The sequence below is a fragment of the Sinorhizobium sp. 8-89 genome (assembly GCF_030124325.1).
GTDB lineage: Bacteria > Pseudomonadota > Alphaproteobacteria > Rhizobiales > Rhizobiaceae > Sinorhizobium.
Genome location: NZ_JASKLR010000007.1, coordinates 208,985 through 227,348, shown reverse-complemented (window position 1 = coordinate 227,348; position 18,364 = coordinate 208,985). Strand labels below are relative to the sequence as shown.

Here is an 18,364-nt window from a genome sequence, read left to right as displayed (position 1 = left end):
AAGTTTATTGCGGGGCCAGGATCACCTCCGACCCCCGCAACTTGGAAAGAATGGTTAAGCAGTGGTGCCTTCAGTTCTCTTTCACCGGAGCGACGATCGCCCAAAGGACGCCGAACGGATCGCGGAGCTGGCCGTAATAGTCGCCCCAGAAGGCCACCGCCAACGGCATCGTCACCTCCGCACCCGCAGCGACGGCACGCTTCCACCAGAAATCCGCGTCATCGACGACGAGATGCAGGACGACGCCCTCCTGCGGCTTCCAGGGGCAACCGTATTCCGGGAACGGATCGCTCAGCATCAGTGCACCACCGTTGATCGTCAGATGGCAGTGGATGAGGCGTTTCCCGTCCTCGGCGTATTTGCGATCCACCTCCTTGGCACCGAAGGCACGGCCGTAGAATTCCGCCGTGGCATTCGCGTCCTGAACGCCAAGATAGGCGATGACGCCGGCCATTGGCGGAGGCGACGGCGCCTGCCAATCGACCTCCGACGTCGGTTCGAGGTCGATTGCGGCCTTGAAGCTGCCGTCCATGTAGAAGGGCACGGACTCGTGCTGGTGGGCGATCTTCCATCCTTTCTCCGTGCGCTTCAAACCCAGCGTCTGGCGAAACCAGAGCGCGGCCTTTTCGCCGTCCAGTTTCTCGCCGGAGAGATGGGTAAGCGCCGTCGCGAAGGCGACGTCCCCGCCTGCCGAGATTTCCAGCTCCTGAAGGCGGTAACCGAGCAGGCCCTTCCAGGTCGAAAACCACTGTTCGAGGCCCTCGGCGCCCGCCGCCGTTTCCTTCAGCGGCGGCGCCAGCGAAAAGACCAGGCAATCGTTCGTGCCGTGAGCAAGCACGCGGCCCGCGTCCTTCACACGCATGGCCTCCGCCCAATCCTCAATCATCGCGCGAATCTCGGCGATGGCGGCAGTTCTGTTCTCGTTGACAGACATTGTTCATCTCCTTTTCGGTGCGAAAAGCGGCCGGAGGTCGGCTCACGTAACAGTCAGAGCTTCGCCGTGAGGGTGGCAAGCTGATTGGCGCATTGACCCCATCCCTGGTGAAAGCCCATTTTCTCGTGAGCCTCCCGGTCGGCAATGGTCCAATGGCGGACCCTAGCGGTGTAACGGGTCTTGCCGCCTTCATCCTCGAAGGTCAGGATGACCGTCATGAACGGCTTCTCGGAGGGTTTCCAGGCTTCGGTAAAAGCGTCGGTGACGACGAGCTTCTCATTCGGCACGACTTCCAGATAGACGCCGAAATTCGGAAAATCCTGGCCTTCCGGCGAGCGCATGACGATCCGGTTTGAGCCACCGGGCCTGACGTCGAGCTCGGCATCCGGCGTCGTCCACGGCAGAGGCGCGAACCACTGTTTCAAGAGAGCGGCCTCGGTCCAGGCACGGTAGACTTTTTCGCGTGGCGCATCGATCAGCCGGGTCAGCACCAGTTCGCGTTCGTCGGTGGGCTTGATGTCGGTCGTTCCAGTCATTTCCAAATTCCTCCGTGGTGGTTTCAGTCCAAGGACGAACGGGTAAATCCGGTTCCGACAGCGGCAGCCGACAATTTATTGTTTTTCTTCGACGAGCGCGGAGGAGGCCGCTTCCGCAGCAAGATGGTCGAGCTGCATACGGATATAGGCGGCCTCTGCGCCGTTGGTCGCAAGCGCAATGGCGCGGTCGAAAGCAACGCGCGCCTCGCCCGCGCGCCCCATCTGCTTGAGCAGGCCCCCGCGCAAGCCGTGATAGTAGAAATAGCCGGCGAGCCTGTCGCCAAGGGGCTCGACGAGTGCCAGCGCTGCTTCGGGCCCCTCGCGCTTCGACACGGCAACGGCACGGTTGAGCGTGACTACGGGCGACGGTTGCAGACGTTCGAGCGTCTGATAGAGCAGGTCGATTTGCTCCCAGTCAGTCAGTTCGGGACGCGTGGCGCGGGCGTGCAGCGCCGCGATTGCCGCCTGAACCTGATAGGGACCGGGACGCTGGTGGCGCATGGCCTTGTCGATCATTGCGAGCGCCTCGGTGATCATTTCCCTGTTCCACAGGCGGCGGTCCTGATCCTCGAGCAGAACGATGGCGCCCTCTGCATCGAAGCGCGCCCTGGCGCGGGAATGCTGGAGAAGCAGTAGCGCCGTCAGCCCCATGATTTCCGGTTCGCCCGGAAACAGTCTGAGGAGAAGCCGGGAGAGCCGGATGGCCTCGTCGCATAGATCGGCGGAGACGCCCTCGGGACCATTCATCGCCGAATAGCCCTCGTTGAAGACGAGATAGATCATTGTCGCGACGGCTGCGAGCCGTTCTGCCCGATCAGCGGCATCTGGCGTCTCGAAGGGAATGCCCGCTGCAGCGACACGCGCCTTGGCGCGGGTAATGCGCTGCTCCATCGCTGCTTCGCTGACGAGGAAGGCGCGCGCGATCTGCTTGACCGACAAGCCGGAGACCACCCGGAGCGCCAGCGCGATCTGCTGGGTCGCCGGCAAGGCCGGATTGCTGCAGACGAAGAGCAGCCGCAGGATGTCGTCGCGATAATGTGAACCGTCGAGGCGGTCGGCGAGTTCATCCTCCCGGTCTTCCAGATCGGAAAGCAATTCCTCGGGGGGCAGCGCCGTCTCGCGCGCCTGCCGCCGCACCTTGTCGATGCCGCTGTTGCGGCCGACGAAGATCAGCCAGGCGGCGGGATCCCGCGGGGGGCCGCTCTTCGGCCAGGTCTTCAGTGCCCGGATGCAGGCCTCCTGGAAGGCTTCCTCGGCCATGTCGAGGTTGCGAAAATAGCGCAGAAGTGCACCCATCGCCTGCGGCCGGGCGGAAACCAGAGCGAGATCGATCCAGGCCGTGTCTGTCATGAGGGAAGCTCACTTGGCTTGTAGATGGCGAGGGGACGGATCTCATAGGCGCCGGGGCTGGGATTGACCTCGCCGAGTTCGCGCGAAAAGGCGATGGCCTCCTCCAGCGAGGCGCAGTCTAGGATGAAGAACCCGAGCAACTGCTCCTTCGTCTCGGCAAAAGGACCGTCGATCACGATCGGTTCGCCGCCGCCGTGGCGCAGCGTCGTCGCCGCGGTCGTCGGCAGGAGACGGGCAACCGGGCCAAGCTTGCCGGCCTCGGCATATTTCTTCTCGACGGCGGCCATGTCGCGCATGACCTTGCCGTCCTGCTCCTTGGTCCAGGTCCCGGTAACATCTTCCGAATTGTAGCAAAATACCGCGTAAAGCATCGAGAACTCTCCCGCTCTGATCTCAAGACGAACGACGCTAGAGATAGCCGACAAGCGGGGCGAAAAAAACATGCAAGTATCCGCTGCTGGGGCACGCTTCTGCCCGATATCGCGAAAGCTGCGGTGCTGATGGTTTCCGACAGGAGCAAGTCATCAACGCATTGGTCGCCAATCTCACCTGTGCGAACTGGTGGGCTAGATCTTCTTCTCGCTGCCGAGCTTCCGCTGCGCCGGCAGTGCCCGCAACCGGTTCAGAAGCCGGCCGTCGATCGCCGCGAGCCCTGCTGCGATCAGGACCATGCCAAGGAAATGCTTGGGCTCGAGTCGCTCCCCAAGGAAAACCGCACCGAGCAGGATGGCACTGACGGGGATGAGGAAGGTCACCAGCATCAGATTGGTTGCGCCGGACGTTTCGAGGATGCGGAAAAACAAGACATAGGCGAGCGCGGTCGAGATCAAGGCGATGCCGAGAAGTGCGGCCCAGACGTCGAGCCCGGGAAAGGCAAGCGTCCAGGGCCGGTCGGCGATCAGGGCGAGCGGCACGAGCATCAAGCTCGAGGCACTGACCTGCCCGGTCGCCGTCAGAAGCGGCGCGACGCCCATGCGCTTGAAACGGCGAGCAAAAACGCTTGCGAGCGAATAGGAAAATGCGGCACCGAGCACGGCAAGTTGCGCGAGCACGTTCGAGCCGAGGCCGCCAATTGCTGCCGGACCGATTATCACCGCGACACCGAAGAAACCGACCAGAACGCCGGTCAGCTTGTTCGCCGTCATTTTCTCGTCATCCGTCAGCAGATGGGCAACGACAACGCCGAAAAGCGGCGTGGTGGCGTTGAGAATGGAGGCAAGGCCGCTGGCAATGTGCGTCTGTCCCCAGACGATCAGCGAAAAGGGAACGAGGTTGTTAAGCAGTCCCATGCCGAAGAATGCGAGCCACACCTCTCGCCGGCGCGGCAGCGCGAGCCCAAGAGCGCCGATGAAAATCAGAAGGGCCGCGGCCGCAAGCGTCACGCGCAGCGCGACGATGGTGAAAGGCGGCAGCGCTTTCACCGCAATGCCGATGAAGAAGAACGACCCGCCCCACAGCACGGACAAGGCGATGAGCATGCCCCATTCCCGCGCACCCATAACCCTCGCGCCTGCCGAACTGCTCATGGCATTTCCCTTCATGATTTAGTTTTCCCGATGTTTTCAGGCAGTGAGCCCCAGCGCTTTCCCATATTTGTTTATCACACAAGATGTTATACTTTCCCAAGCGAACAATTTTCTGGAACTGGTTGAGTTTAGCTAAATCATGGAAACGCCGCTCCCCTCGCTGTCGGCACTGCGCGCCTTCGAAGCGGCCGCGCGCAATCTGAGCGTGACGCTGGCCGCCCGTGAGCTCAACGTGACGCCGGGCGCCGTCAGCCTGCAGGTGCGCGAGCTGGAGACTGCACTTGCGGTGAAACTGTTCGAGCGCCGCCCGCGGCAGCTTGTCCTGACAGATGAGGGAAATGCCTATTTCGCGACGCTGAGGCACGCCTTTCGAATGATCCGCGAGGCGACCGAAGACCTTGCCGCCCGCAATCGGCCGCCGGTGCTGACGATCAGTTGCACGCCGACTTTCGCCGCCCAGTGGCTCGTGCCACGTCTCGACGACTTCGAGAAGAACATGCCGGGTATCGACGTGCGTCTCAATGCCTCGAACCGGCTGACGGACTTCGACAGGGATGCGGTCGATGTCGCGATCCGCCATGGTTTTGGGCAATATCCGGGTCTTGCTAGCGAACGCCTGCTCGATGACGAGCTCGTCCCCGTACTGAGCCCGGCGCTGATGCGGTCACGCCCGCTCATAGAGCCGGTCGACCTTCGCAACCACGTCCTTCTGCACGACGTACAAAGACAGGATTGGCGGCTGTGGCTCGACGCCGTCGGGGCGAGCGAGGTTCAGAGCACACGGGGGCCGGTTTTCATCAACAGCAACGGCGCGATCGAAGCGGCAAGGGCGGGCGACGGCGTCGCGCTGGTGCGGCTTTCGCTGGTCGCGCGCGAACTTCGGGAAGGCGCGCTTGTTGCACCATTCGCCTGCGGCATTGCGACGAACCTCGCCTATTATCTTGTCTATCCGGCGACGGCGCTCGATCGGGCGGCTGTGGCAGGTTTTCGCAGATGGATTCTCGATCAGGTCCGCAAAAGCTAAAAAGCCCGACACGCAGCCGGGCTTTTCAAATAGATGAATATTCTGCTTTATTCGTTGATTAGCCGCTTCAGCAGTTCGATCTCGTGGCTGAGCTTGGTGTCCGCCGCGATCAACTCCTCGATCTTGCGCACGGCATGCAGCACCGTCGTATGATCGCGACCGCCGAAGCGTCGGCCGATTTCCGGGAACGAGCGCGGCGTCAGCGTCTTCGACAGATACATGGCAATCTGGCGCGGCTTGACGATGACGCGCGTGCGTCGGTTCGACACCAGTTCCTGGCGCGAAACATTGTAGTGCTTGGCGACGACGCGCTGGATGTCCTCGATGCGGACGCGCCGCGGTTCACCGGCGTTGACGAGGTGGCCAAGCAGTTCGTCGACGCGCTCGATCGAGAGCTGAGGCTCGAAGGAACGACGGAAGAGTAGCTGGTTGAAAGCGCCCTCCAGCTCGCGGCCGCTGGCCGTGACATTGCGCGCGACGTGGCACAGGATATCGGTCGGAATATCGAGCGACGCGTCATCCTGGCGTGCGGCCTCGAGCCGCCGCTTCAGCATCTCCAGACGCATCTCGTAATCCGGACCTTCCATCTCGATCGCGACGCCGCCCTGAAGCCGCGAGCGAACACGGCTGTCGAGCGATTCCAGTTCCCACGGCGCGCGGTCGGCAGCGACCACGACCTGCTTGGCGGAGTCGAGCAGCATGTTCAAGAGATGGCAGAACTCGTGCTGGATCGACTTGCCCTGCAGGAACTGCATGTCGTCGATCACCAGAAGATCGATATTGCGCAGCGATTCCTTGAGGGACAGCGCGTCGTTGTCGCGGATTGCGGTCGCGAAGCGCCACATGAAGTATTCGGCCGTCAGATAGACGACGCGCGGCGCCCGGGCGCTCTGCAGGGCGGCGATCGCGATCGCCTGCAACAGATGCGTCTTGCCGAGGCCAACGCTCGAATGGATGAAAAGCGGATTGAAACGCACGGCGCCGGCGCCAGCCTCGGCGATGGTGCGTGCGGCGGCGAGCGCCACGCGGTTCGACGAGCCTTCGACGAAACTGTCGAAATTGTAGCGCTGGTCGAGCGGCGACCCGAAAAGCGGCGCCTGGGCCGGTCTCTGCACGGTTGCCACGGCCGCCGCGGCGACCGAGGCAATCGACTGGGCCGTTGCCGGACGTCGTGCCGGGGTCGTCGGAACCGTTTCACTTGCCGCCGGCATCGCTTCTTCGTGGGTAACCGGACGCGCACCGCGCGTCGCGGTGCGTACGAGGATTTCCACCTTCAGGATTTCGCCGTCTTCCTGCTGAAACAGGTTGGTGATGAGATCGAGATATCGGTTGTTGATCCAGGACTTCAGGAACGTCGTGGGCACCGAAAGACGTACAACGCTCTTGGAAATCGAATGGAGCTTGAGACGTCCAAACCAGCTTGCGAAGACATCCGGACCGACTTGTGCTTTCAAACGCTGACTTACGCGCTCAAAAAGTGCGTCATGCCGCATGTCGTGTTTTTCCCCCGCCGCCTGAGACTGATTGCTTCCGGCCTGACCTGCGTCAGCTGCCGTCGCCAAATTCATCTGCATGTTGCCGCCTTCCAAAATCATGCTCCGATGCCGTCATTGCTGCCGGCCTCATCTCTTAGTCCGTCTGCCACGGCTGCCTTCAAAGCCATGCCGCGTCCGACGAACGCTCCTGTCACACCGAAAGCCGGGCTCCTCATATCCCGCCTCGGTGCGCGTTGCGCTCACCCGCCCGCTTTCGCAAGCGAATGTCCCCTCGCGCCCCGCCTTTACCGACTCCACCCGGCCGCTTTCAAGCCGCGCAAAATCGCATTCCTCGTTACAGGCTGTGCCGCACCCTCGTACGAAGCGGACAGCCCGACTGCCTCCTTCTCCTGGGCGCCTCACAGGCGCGCTCCTTAGAACGTCCCAGCCATTCCCTCAACCACAAGACGAAAGATCCTCGTTCCGGAACGAAGGATCGGTCCGGTTTCTCTATCTTGACTTGTTTGATTGAACGACGTGGAGTGACCCCGCCACAGCGAACAGAAAGCTCGAGGCCACCTCATTGAAATGGCCCTGCACTTCCCTTTACAGATATGATCTGTGTCCCCTGTGGGAGGCATTTAGGCAGGATCGACCGGCAAGATCAATCGCGAATTTTACCTATCGTTAAACGCCGCCGGTTGACTCTCTCGCCGCCTTTTGCTTGCCGCATTCTGAGTCCATCAAGAATCGCTTTTGAATCAAGGGTTTTGATTTTCTTGCGCTTGCTTAGCTGGCGAAAAAGAAAAAAAATAAAAATTCGCTTGACTCGCTTCGGACCCGGCCTGTCCCCGATCTCCAGGCACACCAGCGCGAAGACCTCGCGTAAGTCCTTGAAATTATTTCTGAAAATTTGTCATCGCAATGACACAACCAAAAACCCGTCATTTCACCATAGCGGTGACAGAAGTATGAATCCGAAAAGCCCGGCGCAAGGACCGGGCTTTTCATCAACAGATTTTTATTTAGCCGGGTTAGGCCGAAAGGGCCTTCACACGCTGTGCCAGACGGGAAACCTTGCGCGATGCCGTGTTGGCATGCAGCACGCCCTTGGTGGCGGCGCGCATCAGTTCCGGCTGCGCTGCCTTGAGGGCTGCGGCTGCGACTGCCTGATCGCCGGCAGCGATGGCTTCTTCAACCTTGCGGATGAAGTTGCGGACGCGCGAACGACGGGCCTTGTTCACTGCGGTGCGGCGTGCGATCTTGCGGGTCGCCTTTTTCGCCGAAGTTGTATTGGCCATTGATGCCTCTCTTCGAAAACTGACATGAACTCCGCCTTCGCCGTGCCGGGTCACTGCGACCTGTCATCCAAAGCAATTCGGGAGCATTATCGGAAAGCCTCGGGTTGCGGCGTTCCAAGCTGAGGGCGGCGTATAGCTGGAAACCGCCCTCTCGTCAACGCGCAAATTTGAGAAAACTGTGCGGTTTGCGCTTCACTTATGCCGGAAGTCTGCCTTGCGCTTTCCGACGAAGGCAGCCATCCCTTCCTTCTGATCCTCGGTTGCAAAGAGCGACTGGAAAAGCCGCCGTTCAAAGCGCAGGCCCTCGGCCAAGGTAACCTCAAGCGAACGGTTGACCGCCTCCTTGGCCATAACGACCGCCGGCAGCGAGAAGCCAGCAATCTTTTCGGCGGCGGCCAACGCTTCTTCCATCAGCTTTTCGGGCGCCACCACACGCGAAACGAGTCCCGACCGTTCGGCTTCCGCCGCATCCATCATCCGGCCGGTCAGCACCAGATCCATCGCTTTCGCCTTCCCGACGGCGCGGGTGAGGCGCTGCGAGCCGCCCATGCCCGGAATGACGCCGAGGGTAATCTCTGGCTGGCCGAATTTCGCCGTCTCCGACGCGATGATGATGTCGCACATCATCGCGAGTTCGCAGCCACCACCGAGCGCAAAGCCGGAAACGGCGGCTATCACCGGCTTGCGGGCGCCGGCGACCCGCTCCCAGCCGCCGAGAAAATCGCCAAGATAGGAATCGACGAAATCGAGCGCCTGCATCTCCTTGATGTCGGCGCCGGCCGCGAAAGCGCGCTCCGAACCGGTCAGCACGATCGCGCCGATGTCCTTGTCGGCCTCGAAGGCCTTCAATGCGGCATCGAGCTCCCTCATCACGGTCGAATTCAGCGCATTCAGCGCCTGCGGGCGGTTGAGCGTGATCAGGCCCACGCGTCCGCGTGTTTCGACCAGCAACGTCTCGTAACTCATTCTTGATCTCCTCCGTTCGGATGCGCCCGGTCGAGCGCCTATTTCTGGCAGCGCGGGCAACAAAAGGTCGAACGCCCGGCATGAACCATGCGGGCGACGGTACCGCCGCAGTCCGGCCTGCGGCAAGCCTCGCCTTCGCGATCATAGACCGAAAAGGAATGCTGGAAATAACCGAGCGAGCCGTCTGTCTGGATGTGATCCTTCAGTGAGGAACCGCCGGCGGCGATGGCGTCGGCGATCACATCACGGATCGCCTCTGTCAGCGTCACCAGGCCCGGCCTTGCGCGCCCGCGCTTGTCCACCAGCGAGCCGGCCGGACGGGAGGGCGACAGGCCAGACCGCCACAGCGCCTCGCAAACGTAGATATTGCCGAGGCCGGCAATGATCTTCTGATCCAGGAGCGCCGCCTTGAGCGGCTGCGCCTTGCCGGCAAAGCGCTGGGCAAGATAAGCGGCATCGAGCGCATTTCCCGTCGGCTCCTGGCCGAGGTCGCGGAAGAAGACGTGATCGGCGATCCCGTCGCGCCGGGCGAGGTCCATGAAGCCGAAGCGGCGCGGGTCGTTGTAGATCACCCTCGCGGGTCCGGACTGTCCGCTCAGGTGAAAGATCACGTGGTCGTGCTTCTCGTCCTTGCCGCGCTGATGGTGGAACCTGCCCGGTGTGTCGGCATCCGTCCCGGCCTCGATCCGGAACGAACCGGACATGCCGAGATGCGCGATGATCACGTCGCCGCCTTCGAGATCGATCATCAGATATTTGGCACGGCGCGACAGAGAGACGATGCGGCGCCCCGCAACGGAAGCTGAAAAATTGTCGGGAAAGGGAAAGCGCAGGTCCGGCCTGCGCAGTTCGGCCCGCACGAGAAGCGCCCCTTCCATGGTCGGCGCGAGTCCCCGCCTCACCGTCTCGACCTCGGGCAATTCCGGCATTGTTCGTCTTCCTTCTTCGGCTCGCGCACCGGTCGTGCACGCCATTCCCTTGACGGCATTGTTGTCCTATACAGCGCCGCGCGTCGTATCAGGCGCGCAAAGGACGCTGCAGCACTTTGAATTGCTGCATGTTTTTATCCTTAAATCGGCTGCGATTTAACAAAACATGCAGTAGGGATGCGCTATGCCGCAGCCGCATCCTCTCCGCTGAGATAGCGCGGACAAGGTGATTTCGCTATGGTGCCGGCAAATTTGGTTGAAGTGGAGTTTTTCGTATGACGGATGAGCGCGTATCTGCCAATGGCGGCATGGAAACCTCCTTCGGTTTCCGCGAGGTCGGCGCAGGCGAGAAGCAGCCGCTCGTCAACGATGTCTTCCACAAGGTCGCCAAGCGCTACGACATCATGAACGACGTGATGTCGGCCGGGCTCCATCGTGTCTGGAAGGACGCGATGATCGCGGCGCTCAATCCGCCGCGCCGGGAGGACTATCGGGTGCTCGACGTGGCCGGCGGCACCGGCGACATTGCCTTTCGTATCGTCGAGGCCTCCGCGCGTCACGCGCATGCGACCGTGCTCGACATCAACGGATCGATGCTCGCCGTCGGGGCCGAGCGGGCAAGGAAGAAGGGGCTGTCGGCCAATCTCGACTTCGTCGAGGCCAATGCCGAGGACCTGCCCTTCGCTGCGAACTCCTTCGACGCCTACACGATCGCCTTCGGCATCCGCAATGTGCCGCGCATCGACGCGGCGCTCAAGGAGGCCCACCGCGTCCTGAAGCGCGGCGGACGGCTGCTGGTGCTCGAGTTTTCCGAGGTCGAGATGCCGCTGCTCGACCGTTTCTACGACACCTGGTCGTTCAACGCGATTCCGAAGTTCGGCAAGCTGATCACCGGCGACGAAGCTCCCTACCAGTATCTGGTCGAATCGATCAGGAAGTTTCCGAACCAGCGCGATTTCGCCGCGATGATCAAGAATGCGGGCTTTTCGCGTGTCAGCTTCACCAATTATACCGGCGGCATCGCGGCACTTCATTCCGGCTGGAAAATCTGACCACATGAGCACGCCTGGAGCATATTTCCGTCTTGTGCGGATCGGCTGGGTCCTTGCGCGCGAGGACGCCTTTTCGGCGGTCCCTTCCGAACACCTTCCTCCGCTTGCGCGTTTCGTGCAGAGGCTCGCCGGATTGCTTGCCCGCCGCAGGGCCCGGTTCGAAGCGCGCAGCGGACGGCTTGCCCGGGCCGTCGAACGACTCGGTCCATCCTATGTCAAGATCGGCCAGTTCCTGGCGACACGCCCGGATGTCGTCGGCGCGGAGCTTGCCGCCGACCTGTCGCTCTTGCAGGACCGCATGGCGACGTTTCCGCAGAGCGAGGCCAGGGCCGCGATCGAAGGATCGCTCGGCCGCTCCGTCGATGAGCTCTTCGTTGAGTTTTCCGAGCCGATGGCGGCGGCTTCGATCGCGCAGGTCCATACCGCCGTCGTCATGCGCGACGGCCGTCGCGAACAGGTCGCCGTCAAGGTCATTCGTCCGGGTGTGCGCCAACGCTTCGCCGCCGACATCGAAGCCATGTACCTGGTCTCCCGCATGCAGGAGCGGTTCCTTCCCTATACGCGCCGGCTGAAGCCGGTCGAGGTGACGAAGACGATCGAGCAGACGACCAAGGTCGAAATGGACCTCAGACTCGAGGCCGCGGCGCTCTCCGAACTCGGCGAGAACACCAAGGAAGATTCCGGTTTTCGCGTGCCCAGGGTCGACTGGGAGCGCACAGGCCGCGACGTCGTGACCATGGAATGGATCGACGGCGTGAAGATGTCGGACATCGAAGGTCTGAAGCGGGCCGGCCACGACCTCAACAAGCTCGCCGAGACGCTCATCCAGTCCTTTCTGCGGCACACGCTGCGCGACGGGTTCTTCCACGCGGACATGCACCAGGGCAATCTGTTCGTCGATGATGCCGGTCACATCGTCGCCGTCGACATGGGCATCGTCGGGAGGCTCGGCAAGAAGGAACGCCGTTTTCTCGCCGAAATTCTCTACGGCTTCATCATGCGCGACTACCAGCGCGTCGCGGACGTGCATTTCGAGGCTGGCTACGTTCCCTCGCACCATGATGCTGCAAGCTTCGCCCAGGCCATTCGCGCGATCGGCGAGCCGATCCATGGCCAGCCGGCCGCGACCATCTCGATGGCAAAACTCTTGACGCTGCTATTCGAAGTCACCGAGCTTTTCGACATGCAGACCCGCCCGGAGCTCGTCATGCTGCAGAAGACCATGGTGGTCGTCGAAGGCGTTGCCCGTACGCTTAATCCGCGGTTCAACATGTGGAAAGCGTCGGAACCGGTCGTCGGCAAATGGATCCGAGACAATCTCGGGCCGAAGCGCATCGTCGCAGACGTCCGCGACGGTCTCCACGCGGCGTTCAGGCTAGCCGAAGCGATCCCCGACATTGCCGCCCGGACGGAGCGCTTCTCGGCGGATATCATGGCGATGAGCGAAGACGGCTTGCGCTTCGATGCCGAGACCGCAGAGGCGATCGGCAAGGCCGAGGCGCGCCATACGCGCTCCGGCCGCATCGCGCTCTGGATCATCGCGGCGACGCTCCTCTATATCGCCTGGCTGCTTACCTGATCGGCATAGAACCCGTCGCTTGTCTGCCAAAATCACTTCCGCTTCTTCGCATCCTGAAGTAGCATCCGGCCATGGACAGTCGTTTTGCGCTCGTGATGATGGTGACCACGCAGACCCTACAGCGCCGCGCGTCCAATCGGACGCGCCAAGATCGCTGTAGCGCTTTTGCTGCATGATTTTGTCCTTAAATCGATTCCGATTTAAGGAGTCATGCAGCAGGGTGTGCGGGGAACCTGTTGCGCTAAGCAGCCTGTCTCCACGCCAACCCTGCCGAGGCAAGCAGGGTTCGGCTCTGTTTCCTCGGTCCCACTCTGATGAGAGGAAACGATGACCACCGCTCCGCCCGAAATCCGCATCCGCGCCGCATCTGTCTCCGACTGGGAGGCGCTCGCCGCCTTACGCGACCAGCCCGGCGTTCGCGCCGGCACATTGCGGTTGCCCTTCGCACGGCCAGAACAGACGCGGAAATGGCTCGAAAACCTCACCGAATCTGACATGGTCATCGTCGCCGAACTCGACGGGCGCATCGTCGGGCTGGCCGGCCTGCATCGTCACAGCGGACGACGGCAGCATGCGGCGGATCTCGGCATGAGCGTGCATGATGATTACCGGCGGCGCGGTATCGGCAGGGCCCTGCTCGACGCGCTGATCGATGCGGCCGACCGCTGGCTCGGCGTTTCTCGCATCGAGTTGACGGTCTTCACTGACAACGAAGCGGCGATCGCGCTCTACCGGCAGGCGGGTTTCGCCACCGAGGGCGTGTTGAAATCCTGGGCGATGCGGGACGGCGCGCTCGCCGACGTTTTGGTCATGGCGCGCCTTCGCGCGTGACGGCAAACGGTACTCTGCGATGGACACCTCCGCCGGGGCTTCCATCGCCGTTCGAGCACATGTTCCATTCGAAACTGCGAATATGCATTCGTGATGCGATCGTTCCTCCATGGATGACGGAAGGTCATCCCGAGCTCGGAGGAGAGGACGTCATGCGCAAGATCATCATCGCAGCCGCCGTCGCGGTTACCACCATTTCCTTTGCCGCCCCGTCCGAAGCCGGCGGCTTCTCGATCGGCTTCGGCAACGGCCACTACCATCACGGTTGGAGCGGCCGTGTCGGCTTCGCCGGCAGCTATTACGACGGCCCCTATTACAGCGACTATTACGAACCCTATTGCTTCATCAGGAAAGTGAAGCGCCACGACCGTTTTGGCAACTTCTACATCAGACGAGTCCGGATCTGTCGCTAACCCGGTAAATCCGGATGATGCGCAAACCCGGTCGCGTGCGGCCGGGTTTTTCTGAATCGCTCATGGAATATTGGTCTGCCGGGCACCGACCTTGCCGCGCCATTTTTCCTCCCCCTGCCCATTGACGACGTCGCTCGGGCGCGCTCCAACAGCACGAGTAGCGATGAATGGTGGAGGACTGGATCATGGATCTCGGTATCGAAGGCAAACGGGCTCTCGTGCTCGGCGGCAGCAAGGGACTTGGGCGCGGTATCGCCGAAGCGCTTGCCGCAGAAGGTGTTGCCGTCGCGCTGACAGGCAGGGACACGCATGCGACCGGCAAGATCGCCGCCGAGATCCATCGAGCCGCAGCCGGCTTTGCCCTCGATCTTACCAAACCCGAAACAATCGACCCCTTTCTGGATCGGCTGAGTGCCGAGTTCGGCCCGGTCGACATCCTCGTTCTGAACGGCGGCGGTCCGCCGCCGACGCTTGCGGCCGATATCGATCCCGATTTCTGGCGAACGCAATTCGAGGCGATGGTGCTCGCTGGCATGCGCATCACGCACCGCCTGCTGCCGGGCATGCGCGAGCGGCGCTTCGGCCGCATCATCGCTGTCGCCTCGACCAGCATCCGCGAACCGATACCGGGCCTCAGCGCCTCCAACGCCCTGCGCAGTGCGCTTGCCGGTTGGATGAAGACGCTCGCGGGCGAGGTCGCGGCGGACGGCGTTACCGTCAACATGCTGTTGCCGGGGCGGCTTGCGACCGATCGCACGCTGTCCTTCGACCGCATGGACGCGGAAAGGGAAGGAGCCAGCATCGAAACGGTCGCGGCGCGCAGCCAGTCCGAAATCCCGATCGGGCGTTACGGCACGCCCGCCGAATTCGGCGGGGCCGCCGCCTTCCTCGCGAGCCGCCAGGCGGCCTATGTCACGGGCGCCGCACTGCCGGTCGACGGCGGTCTCAGTCGCTCCATGCTTTGAGTTGGTGTGCCACGGTGTCGCTTGAGCGAATGACCCCCGGACAGGCATTGCGGTGCCGATTCCTCGCGGCCATCATGTTTCTGTTGAGTGTGGGAGTCGCTGGAGCCGCCATGCTGGAGAAAGAACTGATCGCTGCCGCGCGACGGGGCAATGCTGCCGAAATCAGCGCCCTGCTTCAGCGAGGCGCCACGGCGGATGCACGGGACGACACAGGCGCCACGGCGCTGCTCGTCGCGACGCATGAAAACAACATCGAGGCCGCCCGAGTCCTCATCGAGGCCGGCGCTAACGTCAATGCCAAGGACCACATCGAGGACAGCCCCTACCTCTATGCCGGCGCGCGCGGCCATCTCGAAATCCTGAAGATGACGCTAGCGCATGGGGCGGATCTCAAGAGCACCAACCGCTATGGCGGCACCGCCCTCATTCCGGCGGCCGAGCGCGGCCATGTCCAATCGGTGAAGACGCTGATCGAGGTCGGCGTCGCTGTCGACCATGTCAATCGCCTCGGCTGGACGGCGCTCCTTGAAGCGATCATCCTCGGTAGCGGCGGTGACAAGCACACGGAAATCATCAGGCTGCTTATCGATGCCGGCGCAGACGTCAATCTTGGCGACAGCGAAGGCGCCACACCTCTCGCTCACGCGCGAAGGCGTGGCTTCGGCAAGATCGAACGCCTTCTTGCCGCCGCCGGCGCCCACTGAAACCGGAGCGGAATAATGCAAGAGGAACAACGCTTTCTGTGCGAGGCGGTGTCGCTCGCGCGCAGCAACATGGAAAACGGCGGCCGCCCCTTCGGCGCCGTCGTGGTCAAGGATGGCGAGGTGATTGCGACCGGCGTCAACGAGATGAGTCGGACGGGCGATCCGACCTCGCATGCGGAACTCAATGCGCTGCGTGCAGCGGCCCAAGCTCTCCGGTCGCTGCGGCTCGAGGGCTGCGCCGTCTACGCCAGCGGTCAGCCATGCCCAATGTGTCTTGCCGCAATGCGCATGGCTGGCATCAACGACATCGCCTACGCCCATTCGAATAGGCAAGCGGAGCCTTACGGATTGTCGACCTCGGCGATCTACGCAGAACTGGCCAAGCCAATCACGGAACAGGCCATGCGATTTCGCCATGTGCCGCTCGAAGCGCAAGATGCGGTGCCGCTTTACGCCGAATGGCAGCAGCGACAACAGACAGGTTAGCCGCTGCACCGGCTCCAATTGCGTGCGGCAGGCCCGTCGGGTAGGGTCGCCATCAAAGAACCAGGAGCGGCGAAGAGCCGAAGCGGAATGACATTTTCCGGCAAGCGCATACTTCTCATCATTTCGGGCGGAATCGCCGCCTACAAGAGCCTTGACCTCATTCGTCGTATGCGCGAGCGCGGTGCCGAGGTCCGGCCGGTGATGACGGCGGCTGCGCAGGAGTTCGTGACGCCGCTCGCGGTTGGTGCCCTTTCCGCCTCCCATGTCTTCACCGAGTTGTTCTCGCGCGAGGACGAGCAGGATGTCGGCCATATCCGGCTGGCGCGCGAATGCGATCTCGTCGTCGTTGCTCCGGCGACCGCCGATCTGATGGCCAAGATGGCCAGCGGCCTCGCCAACGACCTCGCCTCGACCATCCTTCTCGCGACCGACCGGCCCGTGTTGCTCGCGCCGGCGATGAATCCGAAAATGTGGGCGCATCCGGCAACGCGTCGCAATCGCAGAACCCTGGCTGGCGACGGGGTTCACTTTGTCGGCCCCGCTGCGGGCGAAATGGCCGAAAGCGGTGAAGCAGGCGAAGGCCGGATGGCCGAACCGCTCGAGATCGTGGCGGCGGTCGAGCAACTCATGAACGGTGGCGAAAAACCTTTAGCGGGGCGGAAGGCCATCGTCACCTCCGGGCCGACGCATGAGCCGATCGACCCGGTGCGTTACATCGCCAACCGCTCGTCCGGCAAGCAGGGGCATGCGATCGCCGCAGCACTCGCGAAGCTCGGAGCGGAGGTTACGCTTGTCTCCGGTCCGGTGACGATCCCCGATCCCGCAGGCGTTCGCGTTGTTCATATCGAGCGCGCCGAAGAAATGCGCGATGCGGTGCTTGCCGCGCTCCCGGCCGATGTTGCCGTCATGGTCGCGGCGGTCGCGGACTGGCGCGTCGCCTCCGCCGCCGGCAACAAGATCAAGAAGAAACCGGGCGAAGCGCCTCCTCCGCTCCAGCTTGCGGAGAACCCCGATATTCTGAAAACGATCGGCCATCACCCCTCACGGCCAAAGCTGGTGATCGGCTTTGCCGCCGAAACGGAAAATGTTGCCGACAACGGCCGCGCCAAGCTGGAAAGGAAAGGCGCCGATTACATTCTCGCGAACGATGTTTCGCCCGCGACCGGCATCATGGGCGGCGATCGCAACCGCGTGAAGCTGATCGGTCGCAACGGCGTCGAAGATTGGCCGGACATGGAGAAGGAAGACGTGGCGGCAAAGCTTGCCGCGCGCATTGCCGACGCGCTTTCGCAATAGCGGGTCGCGAGATCAAATCGACTGCTGCGCTACACCGCGACGTGGCACATCCGCTACCGGACATTCCCGGGCCTCGATCTCGGCAGTACCGAAAAGGCGCACGTCGACACCGTTTTCGCCGACGATGACGGCGGCGCCGTCCGGAATCTCGACCCAGGCATTGTCGTCGTCGTTGAGCGGTTCGGAGACGAGACAATAACCGCCGCTGCCCCCCATCGGGGCCGCATAGAGCGTCGGTGCGTTCCAGTCGGTGGCGTAACGTACAGCGTAAAGGTTCCGGCCATCGGACAAGGCGGCCGTGAAGCGAACGAGCGGCGGGCGGCCCAGACGTTCGGCAAGCCGCTCGACGAAGGCGAGCGCCTCGGCGATCGCACCAAGCGGGTCGCGGTCGAGACCGAACTGCAAAGCGAGAAGGAAGAGCAGTTCCGAATCCGTCGTGCCGGTGCGCGCCGCATAGAGATCATTGTCGAGCATGCTCTCCATAGGCCGGCGCAAATGCTCGAAGTCGCCGATCTGGCCGTTGTGCATGAAGCACCAGCGTCCGAAGACGAAGGGATGGCAATTGTCGCGGCGCGTGCCGCCACCGGTCGCCGCACGGACGTGGGCGAGGAATAGCGGCGAACGGATCTGCCGCGCGATGCTCCTCAGATTGCAGTCCGACCAGGCCGGAAGGACGTCACGGTAGCGCCCGGGTTCCGGACGGTCGCCATACCAGGCAATGCCGAAACCGTCGCCGTTGGTCGCCGTCTTTGCGCGCGTGGCACAATGAGACTGTTCGATCAGCGAGTGCGCAGGAGAGGTTACGAGTTCCTCGAGATAGAGCGGCTCTCCGCGATAGGCTGCCCAACGGCACATGCTTCCGTCACCCCGGTTCGGCTCTTTCGAAGCGATTCGTTAACCACCGGCGATGTTCCGATGGAAGATGGTAAAAATGCGTTAACAGATTCACCCCTGTGCCCATCGTTCGTAGCCGATTCGCCCACCCGGCGCTGTCACT

General features: G+C 62.5%; 19 protein-coding genes. 9 read left to right on the top strand and 10 right to left on the bottom strand.

Annotated features, from left to right (window positions below):
• Positions 1–70 precede the first annotated feature (70 nt).
• From QN219_RS16495 to QN219_RS16475, 5 genes are all read right to left on the bottom strand, one after another.
• Positions 71–934, bottom strand: a complete 864-nt coding sequence (locus QN219_RS16495; RefSeq protein ID WP_284000817.1) for a nuclear transport factor 2 family protein — start codon at positions 932–934, stop codon at positions 71–73.
• 53 nt (positions 935–987) lie between these two features.
• A complete protein-coding gene (locus QN219_RS16490; protein WP_284000816.1) occupies positions 988–1,470 on the bottom strand; it encodes an SRPBCC family protein in 483 nt (160 codons plus the stop codon).
• A gap of 75 nt (positions 1,471–1,545) precedes the next feature.
• Positions 1,546–2,820: an RNA polymerase sigma factor gene (locus QN219_RS16485; protein WP_284000814.1), complete on the bottom strand. Its 1,275-nt coding sequence runs from the start codon at positions 2,818–2,820 to the stop codon at positions 1,546–1,548.
• A complete protein-coding gene (locus tag QN219_RS16480) occupies positions 2,817–3,191 on the bottom strand; it encodes a YciI family protein (RefSeq protein ID WP_284000813.1) in 375 nt (124 codons plus the stop codon). The genes QN219_RS16485 and QN219_RS16480 overlap by 4 nt, the downstream gene beginning before the upstream one ends.
• A 195-nt stretch (positions 3,192–3,386) precedes the next feature.
• Positions 3,387–4,319, bottom strand: a complete 933-nt coding sequence (locus QN219_RS16475; RefSeq protein WP_405052156.1) for a DMT family transporter — start codon at positions 4,317–4,319, stop codon at positions 3,387–3,389.
• A gap of 166 nt (positions 4,320–4,485) precedes the next feature.
• Here QN219_RS16475 and gcvA point away from each other — a divergent pair, with 166 nt between their 5' ends.
• On the top strand, positions 4,486–5,370 hold the full coding sequence (gcvA, locus tag QN219_RS16470; RefSeq protein WP_284000811.1) for a transcriptional regulator GcvA: 885 nt from the start codon (positions 4,486–4,488) through the stop codon (positions 5,368–5,370).
• Positions 5,371–5,417: 47 nt separating this feature from the next.
• Here the strand turns inward: gcvA and dnaA are convergent, their stop codons facing one another.
• The 4 genes from dnaA to mutM form a co-directional block, all read right to left on the bottom strand.
• A complete protein-coding gene (dnaA, locus tag QN219_RS16465) occupies positions 5,418–6,863 on the bottom strand; it encodes a chromosomal replication initiator protein DnaA (protein ID WP_284000810.1) in 1,446 nt (481 codons plus the stop codon).
• 1,016 nt (positions 6,864–7,879) lie between these two features.
• Positions 7,880–8,146: a 30S ribosomal protein S20 gene (gene rpsT, locus QN219_RS16460; protein WP_284000809.1), complete on the bottom strand. Its 267-nt coding sequence runs from the start codon at positions 8,144–8,146 to the stop codon at positions 7,880–7,882.
• A 192-nt stretch (positions 8,147–8,338) separates the two neighbouring features.
• Positions 8,339–9,112: an enoyl-CoA hydratase gene (locus QN219_RS16455; protein WP_284000807.1), complete on the bottom strand. Its 774-nt coding sequence runs from the start codon at positions 9,110–9,112 to the stop codon at positions 8,339–8,341.
• A 38-nt stretch (positions 9,113–9,150) separates the two neighbouring features.
• The gene (mutM, locus tag QN219_RS16450; protein WP_284000806.1) at positions 9,151–10,041 is read right to left on the bottom strand and encodes a bifunctional DNA-formamidopyrimidine glycosylase/DNA-(apurinic or apyrimidinic site) lyase; all 891 of its coding nucleotides are present in this window, start codon (positions 10,039–10,041) and stop codon (positions 9,151–9,153) included.
• A gap of 275 nt (positions 10,042–10,316) precedes the next feature.
• On the opposite strand from mutM, the gene ubiE reads away from it, so the two are divergent.
• From ubiE to coaBC, 8 genes are all read left to right on the top strand, one after another.
• Positions 10,317–11,093 carry a bifunctional demethylmenaquinone methyltransferase/2-methoxy-6-polyprenyl-1,4-benzoquinol methylase UbiE gene (gene ubiE / locus QN219_RS16445; protein WP_284000805.1) on the top strand — a complete coding sequence of 259 codons (777 nt, stop codon included), beginning with the start codon at positions 10,317–10,319 and terminating at the stop codon, positions 11,091–11,093.
• Between the two features lie 4 nt (positions 11,094–11,097).
• Positions 11,098–12,672 carry a 2-polyprenylphenol 6-hydroxylase gene (gene ubiB, locus QN219_RS16440; RefSeq protein ID WP_284000804.1) on the top strand — a complete coding sequence of 525 codons (1,575 nt, stop codon included), beginning with the start codon at positions 11,098–11,100 and terminating at the stop codon, positions 12,670–12,672.
• A gap of 327 nt (positions 12,673–12,999) precedes the next feature.
• Positions 13,000–13,503 (top strand): GNAT family N-acetyltransferase, encoded by a 504-nt coding sequence (locus QN219_RS16435; protein WP_284000803.1) that lies wholly within the window; start codon positions 13,000–13,002, stop codon positions 13,501–13,503.
• 152 nt (positions 13,504–13,655) lie between these two features.
• On the top strand, positions 13,656–13,916 hold the full coding sequence (locus tag QN219_RS16430) for a hypothetical protein (protein WP_269278962.1): 261 nt from the start codon (positions 13,656–13,658) through the stop codon (positions 13,914–13,916).
• A 185-nt stretch (positions 13,917–14,101) separates the two neighbouring features.
• A complete protein-coding gene (locus QN219_RS16425; RefSeq protein WP_284000802.1) occupies positions 14,102–14,881 on the top strand; it encodes an SDR family oxidoreductase in 780 nt (259 codons plus the stop codon).
• 110 nt (positions 14,882–14,991) lie between these two features.
• On the top strand, positions 14,992–15,585 hold the full coding sequence (locus QN219_RS16420; RefSeq protein WP_284000801.1) for an ankyrin repeat domain-containing protein: 594 nt from the start codon (positions 14,992–14,994) through the stop codon (positions 15,583–15,585).
• A gap of 15 nt (positions 15,586–15,600) precedes the next feature.
• Positions 15,601–16,071 carry a nucleoside deaminase gene (locus QN219_RS16415; RefSeq protein WP_284000800.1) on the top strand — a complete coding sequence of 157 codons (471 nt, stop codon included), beginning with the start codon at positions 15,601–15,603 and terminating at the stop codon, positions 16,069–16,071.
• A gap of 87 nt (positions 16,072–16,158) precedes the next feature.
• Positions 16,159–17,367, top strand: coding sequence for a bifunctional phosphopantothenoylcysteine decarboxylase/phosphopantothenate--cysteine ligase CoaBC (gene coaBC / locus QN219_RS16410; RefSeq protein WP_284000798.1), 1,209 nt, complete (start codon positions 16,159–16,161; stop codon positions 17,365–17,367).
• Positions 17,368–17,379: 12 nt separating this feature from the next.
• On the opposite strand, the gene QN219_RS16405 is transcribed toward coaBC, so the two are convergent.
• A complete protein-coding gene (locus tag QN219_RS16405; protein WP_284000796.1) occupies positions 17,380–18,222 on the bottom strand; it encodes a class II glutamine amidotransferase in 843 nt (280 codons plus the stop codon).
• Positions 18,223–18,364: the final 142 nt, after the last annotated feature.